Annotated in this window: 21 protein-coding genes; 15 read left to right on the forward strand and 6 right to left on the reverse strand. The window is 62.6% G+C overall.

The window, feature by feature from the left end; genetic code table 11:
- Positions 1-90 precede the first annotated feature (90 nt).
- The 12 genes from pyrH (at position 91) to lpxB (ending at position 12,929) form a co-directional block, all read left to right on the forward strand.
- Positions 91-807 carry a UMP kinase gene (gene pyrH, locus ACMDCM_RS05730; protein WP_412772660.1) on the forward strand — a complete coding sequence of 239 codons (717 nt, stop codon included), beginning with the start codon at positions 91-93 and terminating at the stop codon, positions 805-807.
- 59 nt (positions 808-866) lie between these two features.
- Complete coding sequence (gene frr / locus ACMDCM_RS05735; protein WP_412772661.1) at positions 867-1,430, forward strand: ribosome recycling factor; 564 nt, start codon at positions 867-869, stop codon at positions 1,428-1,430.
- Between the two features lie 19 nt (positions 1,431-1,449).
- A complete protein-coding gene (locus ACMDCM_RS05740) occupies positions 1,450-2,208 on the forward strand; it encodes an isoprenyl transferase (RefSeq protein ID WP_412772662.1) in 759 nt (252 codons plus the stop codon).
- Positions 2,209-2,210: 2 nt separating this feature from the next.
- The gene (locus ACMDCM_RS05745; RefSeq protein ID WP_412772663.1) at positions 2,211-3,053 is read left to right on the forward strand and encodes a phosphatidate cytidylyltransferase; all 843 of its coding nucleotides are present in this window, start codon (positions 2,211-2,213) and stop codon (positions 3,051-3,053) included.
- Between the two features lie 3 nt (positions 3,054-3,056).
- Positions 3,057-4,280: a 1-deoxy-D-xylulose-5-phosphate reductoisomerase gene (dxr, locus tag ACMDCM_RS05750; protein WP_412772664.1), complete on the forward strand. Its 1,224-nt coding sequence runs from the start codon at positions 3,057-3,059 to the stop codon at positions 4,278-4,280.
- 205 nt (positions 4,281-4,485) lie between these two features.
- Positions 4,486-5,637 (forward strand): RIP metalloprotease RseP, encoded by a 1,152-nt coding sequence (gene rseP / locus ACMDCM_RS05755; RefSeq protein WP_412772665.1) that lies wholly within the window; start codon positions 4,486-4,488, stop codon positions 5,635-5,637.
- 289 nt (positions 5,638-5,926) lie between these two features.
- Complete coding sequence (gene bamA, locus ACMDCM_RS05760; protein ID WP_412772666.1) at positions 5,927-8,473, forward strand: outer membrane protein assembly factor BamA; 2,547 nt, start codon at positions 5,927-5,929, stop codon at positions 8,471-8,473.
- Positions 8,474-8,505: 32 nt separating this feature from the next.
- Positions 8,506-9,591 carry a UDP-3-O-(3-hydroxymyristoyl)glucosamine N-acyltransferase gene (gene lpxD, locus ACMDCM_RS05765; RefSeq protein ID WP_412772667.1) on the forward strand — a complete coding sequence of 362 codons (1,086 nt, stop codon included), beginning with the start codon at positions 8,506-8,508 and terminating at the stop codon, positions 9,589-9,591.
- Positions 9,592-9,594: 3 nt separating this feature from the next.
- Positions 9,595-10,053, forward strand: a complete 459-nt coding sequence (gene fabZ, locus ACMDCM_RS05770; protein WP_412772668.1) for a 3-hydroxyacyl-ACP dehydratase FabZ — start codon at positions 9,595-9,597, stop codon at positions 10,051-10,053.
- Positions 10,053-10,859: an acyl-ACP--UDP-N-acetylglucosamine O-acyltransferase gene (gene lpxA / locus ACMDCM_RS05775; RefSeq protein ID WP_412772669.1), complete on the forward strand. Its 807-nt coding sequence runs from the start codon at positions 10,053-10,055 to the stop codon at positions 10,857-10,859. Before fabZ ends, lpxA begins: the two co-directional genes overlap by 1 nt.
- Before the next feature lie 37 nt (positions 10,860-10,896).
- Positions 10,897-11,754, forward strand: a complete 858-nt coding sequence (locus ACMDCM_RS05780; protein ID WP_412772670.1) for an LpxI family protein — start codon at positions 10,897-10,899, stop codon at positions 11,752-11,754.
- Positions 11,754-12,929 carry a lipid-A-disaccharide synthase gene (gene lpxB, locus ACMDCM_RS05785; protein WP_412772671.1) on the forward strand — a complete coding sequence of 392 codons (1,176 nt, stop codon included), beginning with the start codon at positions 11,754-11,756 and terminating at the stop codon, positions 12,927-12,929. The genes ACMDCM_RS05780 and lpxB overlap by 1 nt, the downstream gene beginning before the upstream one ends.
- A gap of 8 nt (positions 12,930-12,937) precedes the next feature.
- Here the strand turns inward: lpxB and ACMDCM_RS05790 are convergent, their stop codons facing one another.
- The 3 genes from ACMDCM_RS05790 to gltX all read right to left on the reverse strand — a co-directional run bounded on the left by ACMDCM_RS05790 (position 12,938) and on the right by gltX (position 17,129).
- Positions 12,938-14,146 (reverse strand): amidohydrolase family protein, encoded by a 1,209-nt coding sequence (locus ACMDCM_RS05790; RefSeq protein WP_412772672.1) that lies wholly within the window; start codon positions 14,144-14,146, stop codon positions 12,938-12,940.
- Between the two features lie 110 nt (positions 14,147-14,256).
- Complete coding sequence (gltA, locus tag ACMDCM_RS05795) at positions 14,257-15,558, reverse strand: citrate synthase (RefSeq protein ID WP_412772673.1); 1,302 nt, start codon at positions 15,556-15,558, stop codon at positions 14,257-14,259.
- A 146-nt stretch (positions 15,559-15,704) separates the two neighbouring features.
- Positions 15,705-17,129: a glutamate--tRNA ligase gene (gene gltX / locus ACMDCM_RS05800; RefSeq protein ID WP_412772674.1), complete on the reverse strand. Its 1,425-nt coding sequence runs from the start codon at positions 17,127-17,129 to the stop codon at positions 15,705-15,707.
- Between the two features lie 163 nt (positions 17,130-17,292).
- On the opposite strand from gltX, the gene ACMDCM_RS05805 reads away from it, so the two are divergent.
- Both ACMDCM_RS05805 and ACMDCM_RS05810 read left to right on the forward strand, forming a co-directional pair.
- A complete protein-coding gene (locus tag ACMDCM_RS05805) occupies positions 17,293-18,972 on the forward strand; it encodes a glutamine--tRNA ligase/YqeY domain fusion protein (RefSeq protein WP_412772675.1) in 1,680 nt (559 codons plus the stop codon).
- Positions 18,973-19,211: 239 nt separating this feature from the next.
- On the forward strand, positions 19,212-21,497 hold the full coding sequence (locus ACMDCM_RS05810; RefSeq protein WP_412772677.1) for a ComEC/Rec2 family competence protein: 2,286 nt from the start codon (positions 19,212-19,214) through the stop codon (positions 21,495-21,497).
- A 148-nt stretch (positions 21,498-21,645) separates the two neighbouring features.
- Here the strand turns inward: ACMDCM_RS05810 and lexA are convergent, their stop codons facing one another.
- Together lexA and ACMDCM_RS05820 are read right to left on the reverse strand one after the other, a co-directional pair.
- Positions 21,646-22,350 carry a transcriptional repressor LexA gene (gene lexA / locus ACMDCM_RS05815; RefSeq protein ID WP_412772678.1) on the reverse strand — a complete coding sequence of 235 codons (705 nt, stop codon included), beginning with the start codon at positions 22,348-22,350 and terminating at the stop codon, positions 21,646-21,648.
- 179 nt (positions 22,351-22,529) lie between these two features.
- A complete protein-coding gene (locus ACMDCM_RS05820; protein WP_412772679.1) occupies positions 22,530-23,744 on the reverse strand; it encodes a molybdopterin molybdotransferase MoeA in 1,215 nt (404 codons plus the stop codon).
- Between the two features lie 489 nt (positions 23,745-24,233).
- Between ACMDCM_RS05820 and ACMDCM_RS05825 the strand changes: the two genes are divergently transcribed.
- Positions 24,234-24,626, forward strand: a complete 393-nt coding sequence (locus ACMDCM_RS05825) for an SPW repeat protein (protein WP_412772680.1) — start codon at positions 24,234-24,236, stop codon at positions 24,624-24,626.
- On the opposite strand, the gene moaC is transcribed toward ACMDCM_RS05825, so the two are convergent.
- The gene (moaC, locus tag ACMDCM_RS05830) at positions 24,615-25,127 is read right to left on the reverse strand and encodes a cyclic pyranopterin monophosphate synthase MoaC (protein ID WP_412772681.1); all 513 of its coding nucleotides are present in this window, start codon (positions 25,125-25,127) and stop codon (positions 24,615-24,617) included. The genes ACMDCM_RS05825 and moaC overlap by 12 nt on opposite strands.
- Positions 25,128-25,129 lie beyond the last annotated feature (2 nt).

Consider the following 25,129-nt stretch of genomic DNA (forward strand, 5'->3'; position numbering starts at 1 on the left):
GAGGGCTGAAAGAAGCGGTGACGGCCGGAGGCGGAGCGCATTTGACCTTCGCTTATTCCTTCGGACCGCTCGCGACGGAGCTAACGCATCATGGATGAGCCGGCCTATCGTCGTGTTGTGGTTAAACTGTCCGGGGAATATCTGGCGGGTTCGCAACCCTTCGGCATCGACCAGCCGACCATCGGCCGTATCGCCGGCGATCTGGCCGCAGCGCGCGAACTGGGAACTGAAATCGCGGTGGTGGTCGGCGGCGGAAACATATTCAGGGGCGTCGAGGTGTCGTCCCGCGGCGTCTCGCGCCCGACCGGCGACACGATGGGAATGCTCGCGACCGTCATGAACTGCCTTGCGCTGGAGGCCGCCCTCGAACGCCGCGGGCAATCGGCCCGGGCCCTGTCTGCATTCGTGATGCCGGAGATCTGCGAACTCTTCACCCGCGGCGCAGCGCACAAATATCTCGCCGAGGGCCGCATCGTTCTGCTCGCCGGCGGGACCGGCAATCCCTTTTTCACGACCGACACGACGGCGGTGCTTCGCGCCGCGGAGATCGGCGCGCAGGCCGTGCTCAAGGCGACGAACGTGGATGGCGTCTACAGTGCGGATCCGAAGAAAGACCCGTCTGCCAAGCGGTTCGAGCGCCTAAGTCACTCCCAGGCGCTGGAGGGCGGATATAAGGTCATGGACGCGACCGCTTTCGCGCTTGCCCGGGAGACGTCGCTGCCTATCATTGTGTTCTCGATCGCTGAGCCGGGGTCGATCGCCGCAATTTTGAGGGGTGCCGGCCACGGGACGATCGTCGCCAGTTGATCCATGGCGTCGGGCTGGAATTGTGTAGGGTCGGAGCGAATTCCGTATTGGAGAACGACATGGCGTCGGGCAATTTCGATATCAGCGAGTTGAAACGCCGGATGCAGGGGGCCACCCAGTCCCTCAAGCATGAACTGGGCGGTTTGCGGACCGGGCGTGCGGCGTCGTCGATGCTCGACCCGGTGCAGGTCGAGGCCTATGGCAGCCACATGCCGTTGAACCAGGTTGCGACGATCAGCGTCCCCGAGCCGCGCCTTTTGTCCGTGCAGGTCTGGGACAAGTCGATGGTGAAGGCGGTTGAAAAGGCGATCGTCGATTCAAATCTCGGACTGAGTCCGGCCACCGAAGGACAGGTGCTGCGCCTGCGCATACCCGAACTTAACGAAGAGCGTCGCAAGGAACTGGTCAAGGTCGCGCATAAATATGCCGAAGCGGCCAAGGTGGCGGTTCGTCATGTGCGCCGCGACGGCCTGGATACGCTCAAGAAGCTCGAGAAGAATCACGAGATTTCCGAGGATGATGAGAAGCGTCTGGCGAGTGATGTTCAGAAGGCGACGGACGGCGTGATCGCCGAGATCGATCAAATGCTGGCGGGCAAGGAAAAGGAAATCCTCACCGTTTAGCCGGGATTGGACTGACCTGATGTCGAACGCTGTTGCGCCTGTAGTCGAGGGATCGGACCAAACCGATGCGCCGCTGCACGTTGCGATCATCATGGACGGCAATGGCCGATGGGCGGCCGCGCGAGGATTGCCGCGGGCGGAGGGCCATCGCCGCGGCGTCGAGGCGTTAAGACGCGTGGTCCGTGCCGCAAGCGAGCTGAACATTCTTTATCTGACGATTTTTTCTTTCAGTTCCGAGAACTGGTCGCGGCCGAGGAGCGAGATCAATGATCTCTTCGGCTTGCTGCGAAGATTCGTCCGCAACGACCTGGCGACGTTGCACCGCGACGGGGTGCGCGTGCGAGTTATCGGCGAACGTGCCGGGTTGGAGCCGGACATCAGCGCGCTGCTGACCGAAGCGGAGGAACTGACGAAGAACAACACCCGCCTCAATCTCGTCGTCGCGTTTAATTATGGCTCGCGACAGGAAATCGCAAATGCCGCACAGCGGCTTGCTCAGGAAGTTGCCGACGGCAGGCGCGATCCGGCGACGATCGACGCTGATGCGCTGGGTCGGTATCTCGATGCGCCGGACATCCCCGATCCCGACCTGATCATTCGCACCAGCGGCGAGCAGCGGCTGTCGAACTTCCTGATGTGGCAGGCGGCCTACAGCGAGTTTGTGTTCGTGCCGATTCACTGGCCGGATTTCGACAAGACCGCGCTCGAAGGCGCCGTCGCGGAATATGCCAGACGCGAGCGCCGCTTCGGCGGGCTGGCTGCGAAAACCGGATCGTAAGCGTGACCCAGGATCAACTCGCGCCGGCCACCGGAGGGGAATCGCGAAATCTCCGTACGCGCATCATTGCGGCGCTGGTGCTTGCGCCGGCCGCGATCGGGATCGCATGGGCCGGCGGGCCGTTATGGATCGCGCTCGTGGTGCTTGCGGCCATTGGCCTGTACGTCGAATGGCTGACGATTGTCGGCGCCGCGCAGGAAAAACAGACCGTCGCCGCCGGGATCGCGACCCTCGTCGTGTCGGGCTTGTGCCTGGCGCTCGGATACGGCGCATTTTCGCTGGCCGTTCTCGTGATCGGCGCCGCGGCAGTCGCTGCGACGTCGCGACAATTGCGGTTCTGGTCGGTCGCCGGATTCTGCTACGCGGCGGCGGCCGCATTCGCGTCGGCGCAGGTTCGCCTCGAAGGCGGCTACGGGTTCATCGCATTGATGTTTGTGCTGCTGGTGGTCTGGGCCGCCGATATCGGGGGATATTTCGCGGGTCGCGGAATCGGCGGACCTAAATTGTGGCCTCGCGTCAGTCCGAAGAAAACATGGTCCGGAGCGATCGGCGGTTTCGCCCTCGGCCTCGCCGTCGCCGCGGGATTCGCCGCGTTCGGCCTCGGAAAACTGGGGCCGCTGATGTTGCTCGCCGCTTTTCTGTCCGTCGTGTCGCAATCGGGCGACCTGTTTGAATCGGCGGTCAAGAGACGTTTCGGGGTCAAGGATTCCAGTCAGATCATCCCGGGACACGGCGGTTTGCTCGACCGCCTCGACGGCTTTGTCGCGGCGATTGTGGTCGCCGCGCTTTTCGGATTTCTGCGCGGCGATGCGGATGGCATCGGTCATGCTCTTATGGTTTGGTGAGGTATGAGTGCTGTTCCGTTGAAAAACGACAAGCCGGCTCAGGCCGGCGTCAGGACAGTGACGATCCTGGGAGCGACCGGCTCGATCGGCAACAGCACGATGGATTTGTTGCGCGGCGCCCGCGGCCGCTACCGTGTCGAGGCGCTGACCGCGAATTCCAATGTCGAGGTTCTCGTCAAACTCGCGCGGGAGTTTGACGCGCGGTTTGTAGCCGTGGCCGACACCTCCCGCTTTGGCGAGTTGAAGGATGCGCTCGCCGGCAGCGATATCGCGTGCGGCGTCGGGGAAAGCGCGATCATCGAGGCTGCTTCGCGCCCCGCCGACTGGGTGATGGCCGCGGTGAGCGGCGCGGCCGGGCTCAAGCCCGCGCTTGCAGCCGTCGATCGCGGCACGACGATCGCGCTTGCGAACAAGGAGTGCCTCGTCTGCGCAGGCGACTTCTTCATGCAGCGCGCCGCGAAAGCCGGGGCCTGCATCCTGCCGGCCGACTCCGAGCACAATGCCCTGTTTCAGGCCCTGAGTTCGGGAAACCGCGACGAACTGACGCGCGTGATCATCACCGCGTCGGGGGGGCCGTTCCGCACCTGGGTGGCCGCCGACATCGAGAACGCAACGCTGGCGCAGGCGTTGAAACATCCGAACTGGAGCATGGGGCGGAAGATCACCATCGACTCAGCGTCGATGATGAACAAGGGGCTGGAGGTCATCGAGGCGGCGTGCCTGTTCGCGCTGACGCCGGAGGAGATCGACGTCCTGGTCCACCCGCAATCGATCGTTCATGGCATGGTCGAGTTCTCCGACCGGTCCGTCGTCGCTCAGCTCGGCACCCCTGACATGCGGACGCCGATCGCGCATTGCCTCGGTTGGCCTGAACGCATTGCCGGACCGGCGACGAAGCTGGATCTCGCCAGCATCGGGCAGTTGACATTCGAGGCGCCGGACTTCGCGCGCTTTCCGGCCCTGAAGCTGGCCTACGAGGCGTTGAGGACGGGGAACGGCGCAACCACGGTCTACAATGCCGCAAACGAGATCGCCGTTGCCGCGTTCATCGGCGAGAAAATCAGGTTCGGCGCCATCGCGCGTCTGGTCGAGGCCACTCTGAACGGCTGGATCCGGGCGGGAAACCTCGCGCCCCTGGCGTCGGCTGACGACGCCATCGCCGTTGACCATAACGCGCGAAATATGGCCGCTTCGCTCTTGCCACAAATCGCCGCAAAGGCATCCTAGTCGAAAGAATTCGCGCCCGCTTGGTGCGCGCCGTCCCGGGACGCGAGTGTCGGATTCAAAACTTCGCTAGGAGTAACCTATATTTGCTGGTGCCTCGCTTCCGACCTTCCCAGGAAGGCTCGCTGAAACGGGATGCGAATGTTAGAAGCGAAGGCTCTGGAGCGTTCTGGAACAGGACCTCCGGCGCCGCGACGAGGGAAACGGAATGGCCGAGTTTTTTCTTCATGGTATCAATGCATTAAGCTCAGGATTCATCGGTTATATCGTTCCGTTCCTGTTTGTCCTCACGATCGTGGTTTTCTTTCATGAACTCGGCCACTTTCTGGTCGCGCGCTGGGCTGGCGTAAAGATCCTGACTTTCTCCATTGGGTTTGGACCCGAACTGGTGGGCTTCAATGACCGGCACGGGACGCGCTGGAAGATCTCCGCCATCCCCCTCGGCGGATACGTCAAGTTCTTCGGCGATGATTCCGAAGCGAGCACTCCGTCGAACGCGACCCTCGCATCCATGACGGCGGATGAGCGTGACGGCAGCTTTCATCACAAGAAGGTTGCCCCGCGCGCCGCAATCGTGGCTGCAGGGCCTGTCGCCAATTTCATCCTGGCGATTTTCATTTTCGCCGGACTGTTCACAATCGTCGGGAAGCCCAGCACGAGCGCGCGGGTTGACGGGGTGCAGGCCGGCAGCGCGGCCGAGGCGGCCGGCTTCAAACCCGGCGATCTCGTGACCGCCATCAACGGCAGCAAGATCGACAGCTTTTCAGACATGCAGCGCATTGTCGGAACCAGCGCCGGCGAAACGCTGACATTCGCCGTGAAGCGGGGCGATTCGATTATCGATTTGCGGGGAACGCCGGAACTCAAGGAGATCAAGGACAGGTTTGGAAACGAGCACCGACTCGGCGTTCTCGGAATTGCGCGCACGACTTCGCCGGGAGATGTCACCACGGAAAGAGTGAATCCGGCCGAGGCGCTCTGGCTCGGAGCCAAGGAGACCTGGTTCGTGGTCGACCGCACGCTGGCTTATATCGGTGGGATTTTCACCGGCCGCGAGGACCCCGACCAGGTCGGGGGACCGCTTCGGATCGCTCAGATATCCGGGCAGGTCGCCAGCATCGGCTTCGGCGCGCTGATCCATCTTGCCGCCGTTCTTTCGGTGTCCATCGGACTTCTGAACCTGTTTCCGGTTCCGTTGCTGGATGGAGGACATCTTTTGTTCTATGCGGTCGAAGCCATCCGGGGCCGGCCGATGTCCGAGCGCGCGCAGGAAATGGGCTTCCGAATCGGGCTCGGTTTGGTGCTGATGTTGATGGTTTTTGCGACCTACAATGACATACTGCACTTGGCCGGCTCGTGAGTCGCGCGTCGAGAGCGGGACAAGGAAAACGAAAAATGTGTTGCGGTTTTCCGTCCGCATTCCGCTCCAAAACATGGAATCGATCATGTTCGTGATTTTGGATCGATTCGATCCAAAATTGTCGTGATTCGAGCGTGGCTAATGGGCAACGTCTTGGAGTTAAATTGGAATTGCACTGCGAAAGGTCGTTTGCCGCTACGGAGAAATTGGCTACAAACAGCGCGAATGGGAATCTGCCGGACCGGTGGGGACACGGACTGGCATCAGAATTGATAAGGGCGCGTTGCGCATGAATGCTGGAATGCGAGTGTTACGGGGGACACTGCTCGCCGCCCTTACCGTGGTCGCCGTGCCGGCCGCTGCCGTCATTGCTGTCCCGCTCGTGTCGTCGCCAGCGGCCGCCCAGACCCTGTCGTCGATCTCCGTCGAGGGGAACCGCAGGGTCGAGCTGGCGACGATCCGGTCGTATTTCAAGCCGGATGCCAACGGGCACCTTGATCAGGCGAGCATCGATGACGCGCTGAAGGCGCTGATCGAGACCGGGCTGTTCCAGGATGTCAAAATCAACCGTGTCGGGGGCCGGTTGGTGGTCTCGGTCGTGGAAAACCCGGTCATCAACCGGGTCGCGTTCGAGGGCAACAAGAAGGTCAAGGACGAACAGCTCACCGCGGAAATCCAGTCCAAGCCGCGCGGCACGTTCTCCCGGCCGATGGTTCAGTCCGACGTCCAGCGAATCGTTGAAATCTATCGTCACTCCGGCCGCTATGACGTCCGCGTTACTCCCGAGATCGTCGAACAGCCCAACAACCGCGTTGATCTGATTTTTTCGATCAAGGAGGGCGGCAAGACCGGCATCAAGTCGATCGAATTCATCGGCAACCATGCGTTTTCGTCCTATCGCCTGAAGGACGTGATCAAGACGCATGAATCGAATTTCCTGAGCTTCCTTACCGGAGGGGACGTGTACGATCCCGACCGCGTCGAGGCCGACCGGGATTTGCTGCGCCGCTTTTATCTGAAGCACGGCTTTGCCGACGTTCAGATCGTGGCCGCCCTGACCGAATACGATCCCGCTCGCCACGGATTCCTCGTGAGCTTCAAGATCGACGAGGGCCAGCAGTACCGCGTCGGGTCGGTGACATTCGAGTCGTCGATTCCGACGCTGAACGGAAATTCGCTGCGAAGTTTTTCGCACGTCCATGTCGGGGCGCTCTATAACGCCGAAGCGCTGGAGAAGTCCGTCGAGGACATGCAGGTCGAAGCATCAAGGCGCGGATATGCCTTCGCCGTGGTGCGTCCGCGAGGCGATCGTAACTTCGATGCCCATACCGTCTCGATCGTATTCGCGATCGACGAGGGCCCGAGAACCTATATCGAGCGCATCAACATCAGGGGAAATACGCGGACGCGGGACTATGTGATCCGGCGCGAGTTCGATATTTCGGAAGGCGACGCCTACAACCGGTCGCTGGTGGATCGCGCCGAGCGTCGCCTGAAGAACCTCGATTTCTTCAAGACGGTCAAGATCACGACCGAGCCCGGATCGTCCAGCGATCGCGTGATCCTCGACGTCGATGTCGAGGACAAGTCGACCGGCGACTTCTCGGTGTCCGGCGGCTATTCGACGACCCAGGGCGCGCTGGCAGAGGTCAGTGTCTCCGAGCGCAATCTGCTTGGCCGCGGTCTGTTTGCAAAAGCTTCGGTTCAGTACGGGCAGTACGCGAGGGGATACTCGCTGTCGTTCGTCGAGCCATACCTTCTGGACTATCGCGTCGCGCTCGGGCTCGACTTCTACCAGCGCGAACAACTCGCGAACCAGTACATCTCATACAACCTCAAAACGCTGGGATTCAGCCCTCGGCTCGGATTCGGCCTGCGGGAAGATTTGACGCTGCAATTGCGGTATTCGATCTTCCAGCAGGAGATTGGGCTGCCGACCGCCCTGCAGAACTGTAACAATATCGCGGGTCCTAACTTCAACCCGTCGCCGGCATACGCTAACCTAGTTAATCAGGCTAACCCGAACAGCATCAATCTAAGCTCAACCAACGGGTTAGGCTGTTACTCAGACGGTGAAGCCTCGCTCCCGATTCGTCAGGAACTGGCTGGCGGCCGAACACTGACCTCGATGCTCGGCTATACGCTCACCTACAATACTCTCGACAACAACAAGAACCCGACCGAGGGTCTGCTGATCGATTTCCGCCAGGACTTCGCCGGCGTCGGCGGCGACGTCAGCTACCTGAAGACCGCGATCGATGCGAAGTACTATCAGCCGCTGGTTTCGGACATCGTTGGCTTGGTCCATCTGCAAGGCGGTATTCTGAACAACGTCGGCAAAGACGACGGTCAGCCCGGAATTCGCATGCTGGATAACTTCCAGATGGGGCCAAATCTGGTGCGCGGCTTCGCACCCAACGGCATCGGTCCGCGAGACACCAATTATCTGAGCACGATGGATGCCTTGGGCGGCACCAAGTACTGGGGCGCTTCGGTCGAGTTGCAGATGCCGTTCTGGTTCCTGCCGAAGGAAGTCGGGTTGAAGGGCGCGGTCTATGCGGATGCCGGCTCGCTATGGGGTTACGAGGGACCGACGTCTTACGCATTGACCGGCGAGATCAATGCGCCGGGCTGCATAAAAGGCACCTCGAGCACGTCGGGAACATGTGCTGGTCTTCAGTATGACGACACCAACGTGGTCCGGAGTTCGGTTGGCGTCGGCTTGATCTGGCAATCTCCGTTTGGTCCGCTCCGCTTCGACTACGCCGTGCCGATTACGAAGGGCAAGTACGACCGGGTACAGGAGTTCAGGTTTGGCGGCGGAACGACGTTCTGAGCGTGATCACGCCGGGCACCGCGACGGATGGAATGGCGCAACCGGCATTCTTTAAGCAGCCGCCCTCATCGACGCTGGGAGCCATCGCGGCATCGACCGGAGCCGATCTGGTCGATGCCGGTCATCACGACCAACTCATTACCGGCCTTGCCTCGCTCGACCAGGCCGGCCCGACCCATCTCACGTTTTTCGATAACCACAAATATGCGACGCAACTGGCGGCGACGAAAGCCGGAGCCTGTCTCGTCAGCCCGCGGTTCGAGGCCAGCGTTCCGGCCCATGTGGCTGTCCTGCGCTCAACGGCCCCGTTTCGTGCCTTTGTAAGGATCGCGCGCGAATTTCATGCCGATACGCTCCGGCCGCAATCCTGGTTCGACAACGAGGCCATCGCGTCCTCGGCCGTCATTCATCCGTCCGCGCATCTTGAGGATTCGGTCGTCGTCGATCCTTTGGCGGTGATCGGCCCCGGCGTCGAAATCGGGACCGGCTCCGTGATCGGTTCGGGCGCGGTGATCGGGCCCGGTGTCCGGATCGGCAGAAACTGCAACGTCGGCGCGGGCACGACGATTCAGGCCACGCTGATCGGAAATAACGTTCTCATCCATCCCGGCTGTCATATCGGACAGGACGGCTACGGTTTCATTTTCTTCGGTTCCGAAGGCCACGTAAAGGTTCCGCAGATCGGGCGGGTGCTGATTCAGAACGACGTCGAAATCGGCGCTGGCACGACGATCGACCGCGGCAGCCTGCGCGACACGGTCATCGGCGAAGGGACGAAAATCGACAACCAGGTTCAGATCGGCCACAACGTGATGATCGGCCGCCGCTGCCTGCTGGCCGCCCAGATCGGCTTGGCGGGCAGCCTGACGATCGGCGACAATGTGGCGCTCGGCGCCAAGGTCGGGATCAACAACCACCTCCACATCGGTGACGGCGCCCAGGTTGCCGCGATGAGCGGGGTCAAGGATGATATTCCGCCGAACGGCCGCTGGGGCGGATATTTCGCAAAGCCGACCAGGCAATGGTACCGCGAACTCTTTGCGGTGGAACGTCTGGCGCGCAATAGTGCGCCAGACGCCGGATCGGCCACGCCCGATCCGAAGGATCGAGGTGCGTGAGTAATGGAGTTGTCGCCGATCAAGTTCGAGGAGATGGACATTGCCGCCATTCTCAAAACCCTTCCTCATCGTTATCCATTCCTGCTGATCGACCGGGTCATCAACATTCGCGCCGACTACAGCGGTATCGGCGTGAAGAACGTCACGATCAACGAGCCGGCGTTCCAGGGCCACTTCCCGGAGCGGCCGGTCTATCCGGGGGTGTTGATGATCGAGGGAATGGCGCAGACGGCGGGCGTCATCGGCATCACGTCGGTGGAAGGCACCGAGAAGCCTCGCGCGGTTTACTTCCTGACGATCGACAAGTGCAAGTTCCGCAAGCCGGTCATGCCGGGCGATATCGTCGAGTATCACATGCGCAGTATCGGTCGGCGCAAGACGATGTGGTGGTTTCACGGCGATGCGAAAGTGAATGGCGTGACCGTCGCCGAAGCCGACGTCGGCGCGATGCTGACCGACTGATGAGCAGGATCGATCCCACAGCGCGGATTGAAAATGGCGCCGTGATCGGGGAGGGGACCGAGATCGGGCCGTTCTGCTCGGTCGGTCCCCATGTCGTTCTCGGCGCGAACTGCCGCCTGATCTCTCATGTGTCGATCTCGGGGCACACGACCATCGGGGCGAACTGCACGATTTATCCGTTCGCGGCGCTTGGCGGGCCGCCGCAGGACCTCGGCTATCGCAACGAGCCGACGCGCCTTGAGATCGGGGAGGGCTGTACGATCCGCGAAAGCGTGACGATGAACGTCGGCACCCCCAAGGATGCCGGCGTGACCCGCGTCGGCGCGCGCGGGTTCTTCATGAGTTACAGTCATGTCGGCCACGACTGCCAGGTCGGCAGCGACGTCATCTTCGCCAACTCGGCGACTTTGGGCGGCCACTGCAGGATCGGAGATTTCGTCTATATCGGCGGGCTCTCCGCGGTGCATCAGTTCGCGCGGATCGGCACGCAGGCCATGATCGGCGGCCTCACCGGCATTCGCGGCGATGTCATTCCTTATGGCTTCGTCAACGGCCAGCACGGGCATCTTGAGGGCCTCAATGTCGTCGGCATGAAGCGCCGCAAGTTCACCCGCGAGCGTCTCGTCAAAGTCAGATCCTTCTATCAGGACCTGTTCTGCGGACCGGGTCTGTTCGCAGACCGCCTCGGGCGCGTTCGATCTCGAGCGTCGGACGATCCCGCCATTGCGGAGATCCTGGCCTTTATTGGCGAGGACAAGCATCGTCCTCTATGCTTGCCGGAGGGCGGTGCAACCAGGCCCGCATAGCGGAAGCCACCGGGGGCGAGCCATGACTGATCTAGCCATGACTGATCGCGTTTCGGATATTTCGTCGCCGGTCGGCTTGATAGCCGGAGGCGGAGCGCTGCCGTTCGCAGTTGCGGATTCGCTGTTGGCGCGAGGCATCGAACCGGTTTTTTTCGCGTTGAAGGGCGTTTGCGATCCGGAGAAGGTGTCGCGGTTCCGGCATCACTGGATCGCGGTCGGCCAGATCGGCAACGCCGAACGTCTGCTGCGCGCGGAAAACTGCCGCGATCTGGTGTTCATCGGAACGCTGGTTCGTCCGGCGCTTTCCGAAATACGCCTCGATTGGGGTACCGTTCGGGCACTTGCTCATGTTCTGGCGGCGTTCCGCGGCGGCGACGATCATTTGCTGTCGGGAATCGGCCGCATCCTCGAGCGCGACGGCTTTCGCATGGTCGGCATCAAGGATGTCGCGCCGGATTTGCTGATGCCCGCGGGATGCCTCACCGGAAAAGCGCCGGATCAATCGGCGCAGGCCGACATCGCGAAAGGTCAAGAGGTGCTGCGCGCGTTGAGTCCGTTTGATATCGGGCAGGCCGTCGTGGTGATCGACGGTCATGTGGTCGGCGTTGAAGGCATCGAGGGAACGGACGCGCTGTTGGCTCGTATTGCTCAGCTTCGCGCGGAGGGCCGCATCCGCGCCAGAACCGCGCGCGGCGTTCTGGTGAAAATGCCGAAGGCGGGGCAGGATCTGCGCTACGATCTGCCGACGCTGGGTCCGCGCACCGTCGAGAACGCGGCCGCCGCCGGACTTGCGGGCGTCGCGGTTGTTGCCGGCGATACGCTCGTCGCCGAACCGCAGGCGCTGATCGGTGCGGCCGATGCGTCCGGCGTGTTCGTTGTCGGGCTGTCCGCGTAATGCCCGACGAGACAGCCGCAAATAACTCCCGAAGGATATTTCTGATCGCGACGGAAGAATCGGGCGACCGCCTCGGTGCCAGCCTGATAAAAGCGCTGCGGCTGCGGCTCGATGACGCCGTCCGATTTGAAGGCGTCGGCGGTCGGGCGATGGCGCGCGAGGGCTTGGTATCATTGTTCCCTATCGAGGATCTGTCGATCATGGGATTCGCGGCCATTCCGAAGCAGCTTCCGGCAATCCTGCGCCGCATTCGCGAGACCGCCGATGCCGTGATCGCAGCCGCGCCGGACATGCTCGTCATCATCGACAGTCCCGACTTCACCCACCGCGTCGCGCGGCGGGTGCGCGCGCGGTGTCCCGTTTTGCCGATCGTGGATTACGTTTCGCCTTCGGTCTGGGCCTGGCGTCCCGGGCGGGCGAAGGCGATGCGAAGCTACGTGGATCACGTGCTGGCGCTGCTGCCGTTCGAGCCCGAAGCATATCGCAGGCTCGGAGGTCCGCCCTGCACTTATGTGGGGCATCCGCTGATCGAGCAGGCCGGACTGCTGCGGCCGGACGCACAGGAACTGCGGCGGCGCGATGCGGCGCCTCCGGTGCTTCTGGTGTTGCCCGGAAGCCGGCGCAGCGAGATCCGCCATCACATGCCCGTCTTCGGTGAGGCCCTCCGGGTCTTGCGGCAGAGCATTCCCGAGATCGATGTGATTTTGCCGACGATGCCGCATCTTGTCGACGCGATCACTAAAGCCGTCGCGGGCTGGCCGCTTCAGCCGCGGATCGTGGTCGGCGAGGATGACAAGCGCGCCGCCTTCCGCGCTGCCCGCGCCGCGCTCGCTAAATCCGGCACGGTCACGCTGGAACTTGCGCTTGCCGGCGTCCCGATGATCGCCGCCTACAAGGGCGGCGCGGTGGAGGCCTGGATCGCGCAGCGCGTGATCCGCGTCCCCTCGGTGATTCTTGCAAATCTCGTGATCGGTGAAAACGTCATCCCCGAATTTCTTCAAAAGAATTGCGTGCCGGATACGCTCGCTGCGGGGTTGGGTGAGGTTTTGCGTGACACGCCGCTGCGGCGTCGTCAGATCGAGGCTTTTGCCAGGCTCGATGCGATCATGGCGACAGATAACCAGCCGCCGAGTTCGCGAGCCGCTGACGCGGCGCTGGCGGTATTCCGGCGGTAACGCTGCAATTACCTCTGCAACGCGCCGTCACGCACGATGCACTTGCCGTAGCGGTATACCGTCCGTGGTTTCGGCACCGCGACCACCGCTTCGGGAATGTGTGCGGCCTTCACCACCACGAAATTGGCGGGGGCGCCGATTTTCAGGCCGTAATCTGTAATGCCGAGCGCCCTGGCGCCGTTGGCCGTCACGATCTCGAACGCTGCTTCCAGCTCATCGTCGGTGAAGAAACCGGAACGGTATCCGATCATCATGGCGCGCCCGAGCATGTCGCCGTCGCCATACGGCCACCAGCTATCCCGGATGTTGTCGCTGCCGGAGAACACCGTAACGCCGGCCTCGCGCAGCATCAGCACCGGCGGGAAGGCGCGGGCGCCGGGGGCATTGGTCATGATGGCGACGCCGGCTTCGGCGAGAATGTCGGCGATGCGCCGGAGCGTGCCGGCGGGAATATCGCCGAGACCGTAGGCATGGCTGATCGCAACCTTGCCCCGCATGCCGAGCGCGCGGGTGCGCGCGGCGATCTCCTCGATCGAGAAAACACCCATCATATCCGGTTCATGAAGGTGAATATCGACGGGCACGCCGCGCTTTTCGGCGATCCCGAAAACGACATCGAGATGCCCCTTCACATCGCGGTCTAACGACGCGGGATCGAGGCCGCCGATCACGTCCGCGCCGTGATCGAACGCCGCATCGAGCAACTCCGTCGTTCCGGGACAGGTGAGAATCCCGCTCTGCGGGAAGGCGACGATCTGGATATTGATGAGATCGCGATATTGCTCACGCACGGCGGCGATCGTATCGAGCGATTTCAGGCCGACGCTGGCGTCGACCATGACATGGCTGCGCATTTCGGCAGAGCCGTTGGCGATGCACAGCTCGAGCTGGTTGCGCGCACGCTGGTCCATCGGCGCCGCGACGGCCATGTTGCGGTGCTGAATAGCCACGCGCTCGCGCACGTCGAAACCGGCAGTGCAGGGCACATGCGGCTGCCAGGCAACTCCATAGAAACTGGTATCGAGATGAATGTGGCCTTCCACGAAACCGGGCAGCGCAAGCGCTCCTTCGAGATCGATCATGGTCGTTGCCGGCGTGGCCTCCGCGCCGGATCCGACCGCCGTGATATGGCCACCGGAAACAGCGATTGCGGCGGAGGTGCCGTCACCCAGCCGGAGGTTGCGAAACAGGACGTCTGGCGTCGGTCCCTGGGACATCGCTCGACCCCCTTTTTATTGCAATAGCCTTATGCACGACAAGCAAAGGGTCGGATTCGGCAATGGATCAGGCTCCGTCTCTGTTTCGCATAACCCGTTCCCGCCGCTCGCTACTTTCGATCGTCCATGTCGACGTAATCGCGGCGCGTGGCGCCGGTATAAAGCTGTCGCGGGCGGCCGATCTTTTGATGGGGATCCTCGATCATCTCGCTCCACTGGCTGATCCAGCCGACGGTTCGCGCGACCGCGAACAGAACGGTGAACATCGAGGTCGGGAAGCCCATCGCTTTCAGCGTGATGCCGGAATAGAAATCGACGTTCGGATACAGCTTGCGATCGATGAAATACTGATCGTTCAGGGCGATCTTCTCAAGCTCGATGGCGACCTTGAGCATCGGATCGTCGCCGTGGCCGGTCTCGTTGAGCACCGCGTGACACATCTTCTGCATGATCTTTGCGCGCGGATCGTAATTCTTGTAGACGCGATGACCAAAGCCCATCAGGCGGACGTCGCTGTTCTTGTCCTTCACCCTGTTTATGAAGTCCGGAATCTTGTCGACCGTGCCGATGTCGGAAAGCATCGCCAGCGCCGCCTCGTTGGCGCCGCCATGCGCCGGTCCCCAAAGGCATGCGATGCCGGCGGCGATACACGCGAACGGGTTTGCGCCCGACGAACCGGCGATGCGCACGGTCGACGTCGAGGCGTTCTGTTCGTGATCGGCATGCAGAATGAAGATCTTGTCGAGAGCGCCCGCCAGGACGGGATTGATCTCGTAGTCTTCGCACGGCACGGCGAAACACATGTAGAGGAAGTTCTCGGTAAAGCTCAGTGAATTTTTCGGATACATGAACGGCTGGCCGATGGTGTATTTGTAGGCCATCGCAGCCAGCGTCGGAATCTTCGCGATCATGCGCATCGATGCGATCACGCGTTGCTGGGAGTCGTTGATGTCGGTGGAGTCGTGATAGAAGGCGGCGAGCGCGCCGACCGCAGCGACCATGACCGCCATGGGGTGAGCGTCGCGGCGGAAGCTCTGGAAGAACCGCGTCATTTGCTCGTGGACCATGGTGTGGTGAATGACGCGCTGATCGAAGTCGCGCTTCTGCGACCTGGTGGGCAGTTCGCCGTAGAGCAGCAGATAGCAGGTCTCGAGAAAATCGCCTTTCTCCGCGAGTTGCTCGATCGGATAACCGCGATATTCGAGAACGCCGGCGTCGCCGTCGATATAGGTGATCTTGGACTGGCAGCTTGCGGTGGACGTGAAGGCTGGATCGTAAGTGAACAGCCCCGCCTGCGCATAGAGTCTGCCGATATCGATGACATCGGGTCCCACCGTGCCGCTCAAAACGGGAAACTCGTAGGTCTTGTCATCGACCGTCAGCGTTGCGTTTTTTGTGCTTGTTGCGTTCATCGCGAAGCCCCCCGATCAGATCGTTGCGGGCCGCCTAGTTCTCTCGATGAGATAGTGAGACTAGCCGGTCATTCCAGAAGCGCCGCGCAATGGGTATCGTATTGCAGTGTGCACCGCAAGATCGCGAAAACAGTGGTGATTCGGCATTACGGAGAGCTTTGATCGCCAAGCCGAGCCAGACACGTCTCCCTTCCGAGCACGGCCAGCACGTCGAATATGCCTGGCGAGGTCGTTCGTCCCGTCAAGGCGATTCGAAGCGGTTGCGCGATGGCGCCGAGCTTCAGGTTATTTTGCTCCGCGAATGTCCGCATTGCAGCTTCGGTGGTTTCCGCGCTCCATGACGCGACCGACTCAAGCGTCGCGCGCAGCCTGCCGATCAGCGCGCGTGTTTCCGGCGTTAGCAACGCGGCGGCTTTGGCGTCCAGCGTCAACGGTCGATCTGCGAAGATAAACCCGGCGCTGTCGATCAACTCGATCAGGGTTTTGGCGCGCTCCTTGAGTCCGGGCATCGCGCGCAGCAGTTGATCGCGTGTGGCGTCGTTGAGTTTCGGTTTGAGGCCCGCTCCGCGAGGGACGTAATCGAGCGCGTCCTCGAACAGGGACACCAGCGCGCGATCGTCGCAATTGCGGATATAATGACCGTTGAGATTTTCGAGTTTGACGAAATCGAAGCGCGCCGCGGATCGCCCGATCGCGGAGAGGTCGAATGCGTCGATCATCTCCTGCGTGGAGAAAATCTCCTGATCGCCATGGCTCCAGCCGAGTCGCACCAGATAGTTGCGCAGCGCCGACGGCAGGTAGCCCATGGCGCGGTAGGCATCTACCCCCAGCGCGCCGTGACGCTTTGAGAGCTTCGATCCGTCGGGACCGTGGATGAGGGGAATATGGGCCATCGTGGGGAGAGTCCATCCGAGCGTATCGTAGATCTGCTTCTGGCGGGCGGCGTTGATCAGGTGATCGTCGCCGCGAATGATGTGCGTCACTCCCATATCGTGATCGTCGGCCACGACCGCGAGCATATAGGTCGGAGTGCCGTCGCCCCGCAGCAGCACCAGATCGTCGAGGTTCTCGTTCTGCCAGGCAACGCGTCCCTGAACCCGGTCTTCGATCACGGTTTCGCCGGTCAGGGGCGCCTTGAGGCGGATGGTGGGCTTGACGTCCGGCCGCGCTTCGGACGGATCGCGGTCGCGCCAGCGGCCATCGTAGAGCCTGGCGCGGCCCTCGGCGCGCGCCTTCTCCCGCATTTCGGCCAGCTCTTCCGGCGTCGCATAGCAGCGGTAAGCCTTGCCTTCGGCGAGCAACCGCTCAGCGATGTCGCGATGCCGCGCGGCGCGGGAAAACTGGTACACGACATCGTCGTCCCACGTGATTCCCAGCCATTTGAGCCCGTCGAGGATCGCCTCGATCGCGGCCGTGGTGGAGCGCGCGCGATCGGTGTCCTCGATCCGAAGCAGCATCTTGCCGCCATGCTTGCGCGCGTAGAGCCAATTGAACAGCGCGGTTCGCGCGCCTCCGATGTGCAGAAAGCCGGTCGGTGATGGCGCGAAGCGGGTGACGACGGGTGCGGTCATTTTTCACGGATCTGACGTGTTGGAGACGGTATCGGCGGGCCTTTATCACACCCGGGAATCGCATGAAAGGCTGCGAGCCGCGGCCGTTCCCGCAAACCGCGGCATTCGGCCCTTGGCGGCGGTTCGCGGATTTGGCACATAGGCGCAGCTTGAAAGGCACACAATGACCGACGAATCGACTGCGGAAGCGGGCCGGGATTTCATACGCGATATCGTGGCGGCCGATCTCGTCTCCGGAAAGCACAGGAGCATCGTCACCCGGTTTCCGCCGGAGCCGAACGGCTACCTGCATCTGGGGCACGCCAAATCGATCTGCCTCAATTTCGGCATTGCCGAGGAGTTCGGCGGCCGCTGCAACCTTCGCTTCGACGACACCAATCCGACCCGGGAAGAACAGGAATACATCGACGCCATCCAGCGCGACGTGCGCTGGCTGGGCTTCGACTGGGGCGACGGCTTGCACTACGCCTCGGACTATTTCGAGCAGCTTTACGCCTGGGCGCAGCACCTCATTCACGCGGGCAAGGCCTATGTCGACGACCAGTCGCAGGAGGAAATCCGCCTGGCGCGCGGCACGCTGACCGAGCCCGGCAGGAACAGTCCGTTCCGCGACAGGCCGGTCGATGAAAATCTCGACCTGTTCGCGCGGATGCGGGCCGGCGAATTTCCCGACGGCGCACGGGTTCTGCGCGCCAGGATCGATATGGCGTCGGGCAACATCAACCTGCGCGATCCGGTGCTGTACCGCATCCTGCACGCGTCCCATCCGCGCACCGGAACGGCGTGGAACATCTATCCCAGCTACGATTTCGCTCACGGGCAATCGGATTCGATCGAGCACATCACGCATTCGATCTGCACGCTTGAGTTCGAGGATCACCGTCCGCTCTATGACTGGTTCCTCGACAATCTGCCGGTGCCGTCGCGGCCGCACCAGTACGAATTCGCCCGGCTCAACGTCACGCATACGCTTCTGTCCAAGCGCGTGCTGACGGAACTCGTTCGCGGTGGTCATGTCTCCGGCTGGGATGATCCCCGCATGCCGACGCTTGCGGGCCTGCAACGTCGCGGTGTGCCGGCCGAAGCGCTGCGCGAGTTCATCAAGCGGATCGGCGTCGCCAAGGCCAACAGCAGCGTCGACATCGGGATGTTCGAGTTCGCGGTCCGCGAGACGCTGAACAGGAGCGCGCTGCGCCGCATGGCCGTCTTGCGTCCGCTCAAGGTGGTGATCGAGAACTATCCGGACGGCGAGAGCGAGGAGCTTGAGGCGGTCAATCATCCGGACGATCCATCGCAGGGAACGCGACGAATCCGCTTCGGGCGCGAGCTTTATATCGAGCGGGATGATTTCATGGAAAATCCGCCGAAGAAGTTCTTCCGCCTGTCGCCGGGCAGCGAGGTGCGGTTGCGCTATGCCTATTTCATCACCTGCCGCGAAGCGATCAAGAATGCGGCGGGCGAAGTCGTCGAACTCCGCTGCACCTACGATCCCGCGACCAGAGGAGGTAACGCGCCCGACGGCCGCAAGGTGAAGGCCACCATGCATTGGGTCAGCGCGGCCGATGCGGTGCCGGCCGAGGTCCGGCTCTACGGTCATCTGTTTGCGGCTGCGCAGCCTGACGCCGCGAACTTCGCATCCGAACTCAATCCGCAATCGCTTGAGACGCTGTCCGGCTGCATGGTCGAGCCCGCGCTGGCCGGCGACAATGCGGAGGACGCGGTGCAATTCGAGCGGCAGGGCTATTTCTGCCGCGATCCGGATTCATCGCCCGGCCATCTCGTGTTCAACCGGACGGTCGGCCTGCGCGACACCTGGGCCAAGGTCGCAGCAGTCGGCTCCTGATTTCGCCGGTATTGCGTATCCGTTCCACTGTTCCTTGCGCGCTCTCTTCCGCTAGCGCGTTGATGAGGTTTGATTGAATTGTCATGCCCGGCTTTATGCCGGGCATCCACGTCTTGAAGCGTGAACCGGTTCAAAGACGTGGATGGCCGGGACAAGCCCGGCCGTGACGCGTCGAAACGCTTCATCGTCAACTCATCCTGTTCTAGCATTGCCCCGAGGGTGCAAGGGGTGGTGGCCGGATGCCGGAGCGGGGCAGGGCTCGGGATCGGACGGGCGGATACGCGGGAACCTGGCCGCCACGGAAGGCTGTCGCTGCCAGTCCTTCGCAAGTTTCCTCGGGCACCTTTCAGGCGCTTGCGGCCCGGTTGCGAGACTGGGTGCGCGCCGAAGCCGGACCGGGCCGGCTGTTGCCCTGGGTGCCGGTGGCGTTTGGCGTCGGCATCGCGGTCTATTTTGCCGCCGATCACGAACCGATGGTCTGGGTCGTCGTCCCGACTGCCGGCTTTCTCTGCCTCGCCGCGCTGTTGCTCCGTCGGCATAGGCTGTTTCCCGCGGCGGTCATGATCGCGGCAATGGCTGCGGGTTTCGCCGTCGCCACCGCAAATACGGCACGAGTCGCGCACGTCGTTCTCACACGGCCGATGTATTCGCCGTTGCTCAGGGGCTTCGTTGAGACCCGTGAGGTCCGCGAGCGCACCGACAGGTTTGTTCTGCGTGTCGTGCGAATGGATGATCCGTGGCGGCACGTCAAACTGGATCGCGTGCGGCTGTCGGTCAGGAAGGGTACAGCGCCGGCCGTCGGCAGCTTCGTGGAGTTGAAAGCGCACTTGCAGCCGCCGCTGACACCGGTGCGGCCTGGAAGCTACGACTTCGCGCGCGACATGTACTTCCAGGGCATCGGCGCCTCCGGTTTCGTCATGGGCGCGATCAAGATCGTGAACCCGCCGCTCGGCGGCGGGATCGCCCTGCGCTATGCCGCGCTGATGCAGGAGCTTCGCGACGCCATCGATGCCCGCATTCGACTTGTCCTCGATGGCGATTCACGGGCAATCGCCACCGCGCTCCTGACCGGGCGGCGCGACGCCATCACCACGCCCGTCAACGACGCGATGTTCATTTCGGGACTGGGCCATGTGCTGTCGATTTCCGGCTATCACATGGCCGTGGTCGCCGGCGTGGTGTTCTTCGCGGTGCGGGCGCTGCTGGCGCTGGTCCCGGCGCTGACGGCGACTTTCCCGATCAAGAAATGGTCGGCTGCGGCGGCGCTCGCGGCGGCGGCGTTCTATCTGCTGTTGTCGGGCGCCGAGGTCGCGACCCAGCGCTCGTTCTTCATGACCGCGGTGGTGCTGATCGCAGTCTTGGTCGATCGCCGCGCCATCACGTTTCGCACGCTGGCGGTCGCGGCGATGATCGTGCTTGCGATTGCGCCGCAGGCGCTGGTGCATCCGAGCTTTCAAATGTCGTTCGCGGCGACGCTCGGGCTGGTGGCGCTCGTCCAGGTCGGGATGCCGAAACTGTTTGCAACGCCCGATCACTCGCGGACCGCGCGCGCGGCGCTATGGGGTGGCCGCGAAATCGTCACGCTGGCGCTAGCCTCTCTTGTCGCCGGATTTGCAACCACGCCCTATGCCGCGTTTCATTTCCATCGCGTGACGCCTTATGGCGTGATCGCGAACCTGCTGGCGATGCCCGTCGTCTCGGCGCTGGTGATGCCGGCGGGGCTTCTCGGCCTTGCGGCCATGCCGTTCGGCTTCGACGGCGTGTTCTGGCGGCTGATGGATTTCGGCATCGAATGGATGATCGCCGTGGCGCAATGGGTCGCGGCGCTTCCCGGCGCCATAGGTCATATGGCGTCATTCGGAACGGGACCGCTGATCGCGGCGACGGCGGGCATCATTCTGCTCGGACTGCTCAGGACGCCTTTGCGCTGGAGCGGCGCGGCTGTCATCGGACTGGCGGTCGCCTGGTCGTTTGCGGTGGCGCAGCCGGACATTCTGGTTTCCGCCGATGGCCGCAACGTCGGCGTGCGAGGCGATGACGGCCGGCTGCACCTCATCCGCACGGCCAAGGACAACTTCACGGTCAGGGAATGGCTGGCCGCGGATGCCGACGGGCGCCGACCTGACGATCCTTCGCTTACGGCGGGTGTCTCGTGCGACGACGCGGGTTGCGTTGTCGAGATGGCCGGCGGGGAAATTGTGGCGCTGGCGCGGCGGCCGGATGCGATGGAGGACGACTGCGTGCGGGCGCGGGTGATGGTGACGTCGTGGCAGGCTCCGAAGGGTTGCCTCGCGCAGGTCATCGATCAGGATCGGCTGCGGCGGGAAGGGGCCCTGACGCTGCGGCGTATCCCGGGCGATGCAAAACACAATTTTATCGTCGATGCGGTCAGGCCCGATCATGTCGATCGGCCCTGGTCGCATGCCGCCGGCGATGAGAAGCCGACGAACAGCGGCGTCCGACCGAAGCCGAAGCATCCGACCGATGCCACGCCCGCGTCCGACGATCTCCAGCCGGACGATTAAATAAGCAATGATTGTATCCGAAAACCGGTCCGACTTTCCGGAGGCTTACAACGTTTTCAAGCGAAGTGGATACCGGTTCGCGTGAAGGAAACGCGTCAAAATAACAATCCAGAGCTTCGCTTCCGATTCAATCAGAAGCGAAAATGCTTTAGTACTTGCGGTAGATGCCGATCAGCTTGCCCTGGATCTGGACGCGGTTGGGCGGAAGAATGCGAACCTCGTAAGCCGTGTTCGCGGGCTCGAGCGCGATCGAAGCCCCGCGCCGGCGGAAGCGCTTCAGCGTCGCCTCCTCGTCGTCGATCAGGGCGACCACGATGTCGCCGGTTTCCGCGGTCTCGTTGCGCTGGATCAGCGCCATGTCGCCGTCGAGGATTCCGGCCTCAACCATCGAGTCGCCACGCACCTCGAGCGCGTAATGCTCGCCGGAGCCGAGCATGTCGGGCGGCACGCTGATGGTGTGGCTTCGGGTCTGTAGCGCCTCGATCGGCGTGCCGGCCGCGATACGGCCCATCACTGGTACGGCGACCGGACGTTCTGCATCGTCGACGACACCGCCGCCGCTGCCTGGGCGGACTTTGCCGAGATTGCCTTCGATGACGCTCGGCGTGAAACCGCGACGGCCCCCGCCGCTGCCGGCGAGTTCCGGCAGCTTGATGACCTCGATGGCGCGGGCGCGATTGGGCAGGCGGCGAATGAAGCCGCGTTCCTCCAGCGCGGTGATCAGGCGATGGATGCCGGACTTCGAACGCAGATCAAGCGCATCCTTCATTTCATCGAACGAGGGCGGCACGCCTGACTCCTTGAGTCGCTCGTTGATAAATCTCAGGAGTTCATACTGTTTGCGCGTGAGCATCTCGCCCGATCCCCGATTGATGGTAACCCGCCGTCCACTTTCCCGTCTTGCGATTCCCGAGGTCAGGACTGCGACTTCCGATTTAGCGGTCAAGGCATTCGAAACAAATCATGAACGGACACTATATGTTCGATATGTGTTCCGCAACCCTTTAATTTAACGTCAACGGGGCGAGGTTTTCAGGACAGCGAGAGTTTAATGATGTCGCACGGCTCGCCCTTCGGGGTCGCGGGGGCGAACGGGGCACGGACTATAAGCGCCTCCGCTGCAGCGAGATTCCCCAGCAGCGAACTGTCCTGATGGCCGACCGGCGTCGCGATCGGCAACCCGTCGGCCGGGTGCGCAAGCCGGGCTCGAAGATAATCCTGCCGGGCTTGATTGGCGGCGACATCGCCTCCGAGTATCGCCCGTTCAACGCGATGGTGGACGTCCTGACGCCCCGACAGCGCGCGAATCAACGGCACCATGAACAGGAACGCGCAGATGTAGGAGGAGACGGGATTGCCCGGCAGGCCGATCACGCGCATCGCGCCGAGGCTTCCGTGCATCATCGGCTTGCCGGGCCGCAGCGCGATCCGCCAGAACGCGATCTCCACGCCTTCGGCCTCCATGGCGCGTTTGACGAAGTCGTGGTCGCCGACCGATGCACCGCCGGTGGTGATGAGAATGTCGGCGCCGCTGTCGCTGGCGCGGCGGATTGCGGCTGTCGTCGCTTCCATGGTGTCGGCGACGACGCCGAGGTCGATGGCTTCGGCGCCTTCGCTTCTGGCGAGTGCGCGAAGCCCGTAACCGTTGGACAGGATGATTTGGCCTGGACCGGGCGTCGTGCCCGGCAACACCAGTTCATCCCCGGTGGCGAGTACGGCAACTTTGGGGCGGCGGTGCACCGGCAGGTCCGGATAGTTCATGCCGGCCGCGAGGGAGAGGTGGCGGTCGGTGAGACGGCTGTGGGCAAGCAGCAGCACGTCGCCCTCGCGAAAATCGACGCCGGCAGCACGGATGTTCTTGCCGGCGGCGGTGGCTTCCTTGACGATGACATGGTCGCCGTCGCGCTCGGTGTCTTCCTGGATCACGACGGTATCGGCGCTGTCAGGCACCACGCCGCCGGTGAAAATCCTCAAGGCTTCGCCGGGTTGCAGCGCCCGTTCGAGCGGCCGTCCCGCGGCGATCTCGCCGATCACATGCAGTCGCGCAGGTATTGCTCCGATGTCGGCCGCGCGTACCGCATAGCCGTCCATTGCCGACATCGCGACCGGCGGCTGGGTCCTGCGCGAGGCGAGATCACGCGCCAGCACCCGGCGGTGCGCGGCCTCGAGGTCGACCGTTTGTTCCGGCAGCGGCTCGACTCCATCGAGAACAGCCGCAAGCGCGTCGGCGACTGCCATCAGGGCCATGAGCACGATCTCCCGGGTTTCCGGTCCGATTCCGGCGGCGCATCCTGCAAGCAGGCTTGCGAATGTCAGAATCAAAGGACCGCTGGCAAATACAGACGAGTAGCGGAGTTTTAGACGATGCGCTTCGCGGGCGCCAAGTTGATCTACCGAACTTGCGGTCGGCAGACAACGGTCCCGCGGAGGTAGCAGTGGACCGCACGTTCTGAAGACCCCGGTGCGGCTCAGGCGCGCCCCGGAGGTTTTCGGCCGGAGTTCATGCGTCAGGTGAGATTCTGAACAAAAATAACATGTAAAATAAGATGTTGTCCTTGTCTCTTGATTTCAAATCAAAACTCCAGTGGAGGGCGTGAGACCTCTCCTGATCAGGGCGTGTGGAACCGTCGAGGGCGGGACTCGTTGTTGGAAAAACGCTGGTTCGATTCGGGACGGCGCGTTGCCGCCATCGATATGAGGGACCGCCGGGAGCAGCGCAGATCGAAGGAGGCATTCATGAAGTGGAAACTGCGACGGGAATCGATCCTTGATGTCTACAATCTCGTGCTGGCTCTGGTTCTGTTTGCAGCGCCGTGGTTTCTCGTACGGGCCGCTGCGACGACGGACCTCAACCTCTGGGCGAGCAGCGCGGCGATTGGCGCGATCTCGGCGGCTGCGTTACTGGCGTTCGCCTGGTGGAAAGAATGGGCCAATTTGGCGCTCGGTCTCTGGCTGATCGCTTCGCCCTGGCTTTTGGGCTTCGCTCACACCAGCGCCATGCACTTCAGTATCGGCATCGGAGTTGTGGTGGCTTTCATGTCGGTGCTGGAAATATGGCTGGTCTACGACAAGGAGCACGAACTCCAAAACCCGGCGTCTCCGGAGGAGGACCGGCCTCTATTGTCCTGACGGGATATCCGTGACGAGGTAATGGCCGGATTTGCCGCCCTTCTTTTCGACGAGATGAATGCCTTCGATGCGGACGCCGCGTTCGACAGCCTTGATCATGTCGTAAATGGTGAGGCAGGCGATCGAGACCGCGGTCAAGGCCTCCATCTCCACCCCGGTCGGGCCGCAGACCTTGACGCTGGCCTGCACCCTGCATCCGGGTATCTTCTTGTCGGTTTCGATGTCGAGCGTGACCTTCGACAGCGCCAGCGGATGGCACAACGGGATCAGGTCCGAGGTGCGCTTTGACGCCATGATGCCGGCGACGCGCGCGGTGCCGAGCACGTCGCCCTTCTTGGCATTGCCGCTCTCGATCAGCGCGAGCGTGGCCTTGGTCATGACCACCACGCCTTCGGCGACGGCGACACGTTCGGTCGCGGGCTTGGCCGAGACGTCGACCATCCGCGCTTCTCCTTTGGCGTCGATGTGGGTGAGGGCGGATTTATCTTTCTTGCTGGCCATAT

Origin of the sequence: Nitrobacter sp. (genome assembly GCF_047149785.1) — a bacterium.
Taxonomy (GTDB): domain Bacteria; phylum Pseudomonadota; class Alphaproteobacteria; order Rhizobiales; family Xanthobacteraceae; genus Nitrobacter.

Coding starts and splice junctions, on each gene's coding strand:
- pyrH (WP_412772660.1), top strand. CDS start 91: ATGGATGAGCCGGCCTATCGTCGTGTTGTGGTTAAACTGTCCGGGGAA.
- frr (WP_412772661.1), top strand. CDS start 867: ATGGCGTCGGGCAATTTCGATATCAGCGAGTTGAAACGCCGGATGCAG.
- ACMDCM_RS05740 (WP_412772662.1), top strand. CDS start 1,450: ATGTCGAACGCTGTTGCGCCTGTAGTCGAGGGATCGGACCAAACCGAT.
- dxr (WP_412772664.1), top strand. CDS start 3,057: ATGAGTGCTGTTCCGTTGAAAAACGACAAGCCGGCTCAGGCCGGCGTC.
- rseP (WP_412772665.1), top strand. CDS start 4,486: ATGGCCGAGTTTTTTCTTCATGGTATCAATGCATTAAGCTCAGGATTC.
- bamA (WP_412772666.1), top strand. CDS start 5,927: ATGAATGCTGGAATGCGAGTGTTACGGGGGACACTGCTCGCCGCCCTT.
- lpxD (WP_412772667.1), top strand. CDS start 8,506: ATGGCGCAACCGGCATTCTTTAAGCAGCCGCCCTCATCGACGCTGGGA.
- fabZ (WP_412772668.1), top strand. CDS start 9,595: ATGGAGTTGTCGCCGATCAAGTTCGAGGAGATGGACATTGCCGCCATT.
- lpxA (WP_412772669.1), top strand. CDS start 10,053: ATGAGCAGGATCGATCCCACAGCGCGGATTGAAAATGGCGCCGTGATC.
- ACMDCM_RS05780 (WP_412772670.1), top strand. CDS start 10,897: ATGACTGATCGCGTTTCGGATATTTCGTCGCCGGTCGGCTTGATAGCC.
- lpxB (WP_412772671.1), top strand. CDS start 11,754: ATGCCCGACGAGACAGCCGCAAATAACTCCCGAAGGATATTTCTGATC.
- ACMDCM_RS05790 (WP_412772672.1), bottom strand. CDS start 14,146: ATGTCCCAGGGACCGACGCCAGACGTCCTGTTTCGCAACCTCCGGCTG.
- gltA (WP_412772673.1), bottom strand. CDS start 15,558: ATGAACGCAACAAGCACAAAAAACGCAACGCTGACGGTCGATGACAAG.
- gltX (WP_412772674.1), bottom strand. CDS start 17,129: ATGACCGCACCCGTCGTCACCCGCTTCGCGCCATCACCGACCGGCTTT.
- ACMDCM_RS05805 (WP_412772675.1), top strand. CDS start 17,293: ATGACCGACGAATCGACTGCGGAAGCGGGCCGGGATTTCATACGCGAT.
- ACMDCM_RS05810 (WP_412772677.1), top strand. CDS start 19,212: ATGCCGGAGCGGGGCAGGGCTCGGGATCGGACGGGCGGATACGCGGGA.
- lexA (WP_412772678.1), bottom strand. CDS start 22,350: ATGCTCACGCGCAAACAGTATGAACTCCTGAGATTTATCAACGAGCGA.
- ACMDCM_RS05820 (WP_412772679.1), bottom strand. CDS start 23,744: ATGGCCCTGATGGCAGTCGCCGACGCGCTTGCGGCTGTTCTCGATGGA.
- ACMDCM_RS05825 (WP_412772680.1), top strand. CDS start 24,234: ATGAAGTGGAAACTGCGACGGGAATCGATCCTTGATGTCTACAATCTC.
- moaC (WP_412772681.1), bottom strand. CDS start 25,127: ATGGCCAGCAAGAAAGATAAATCCGCCCTCACCCACATCGACGCCAAA.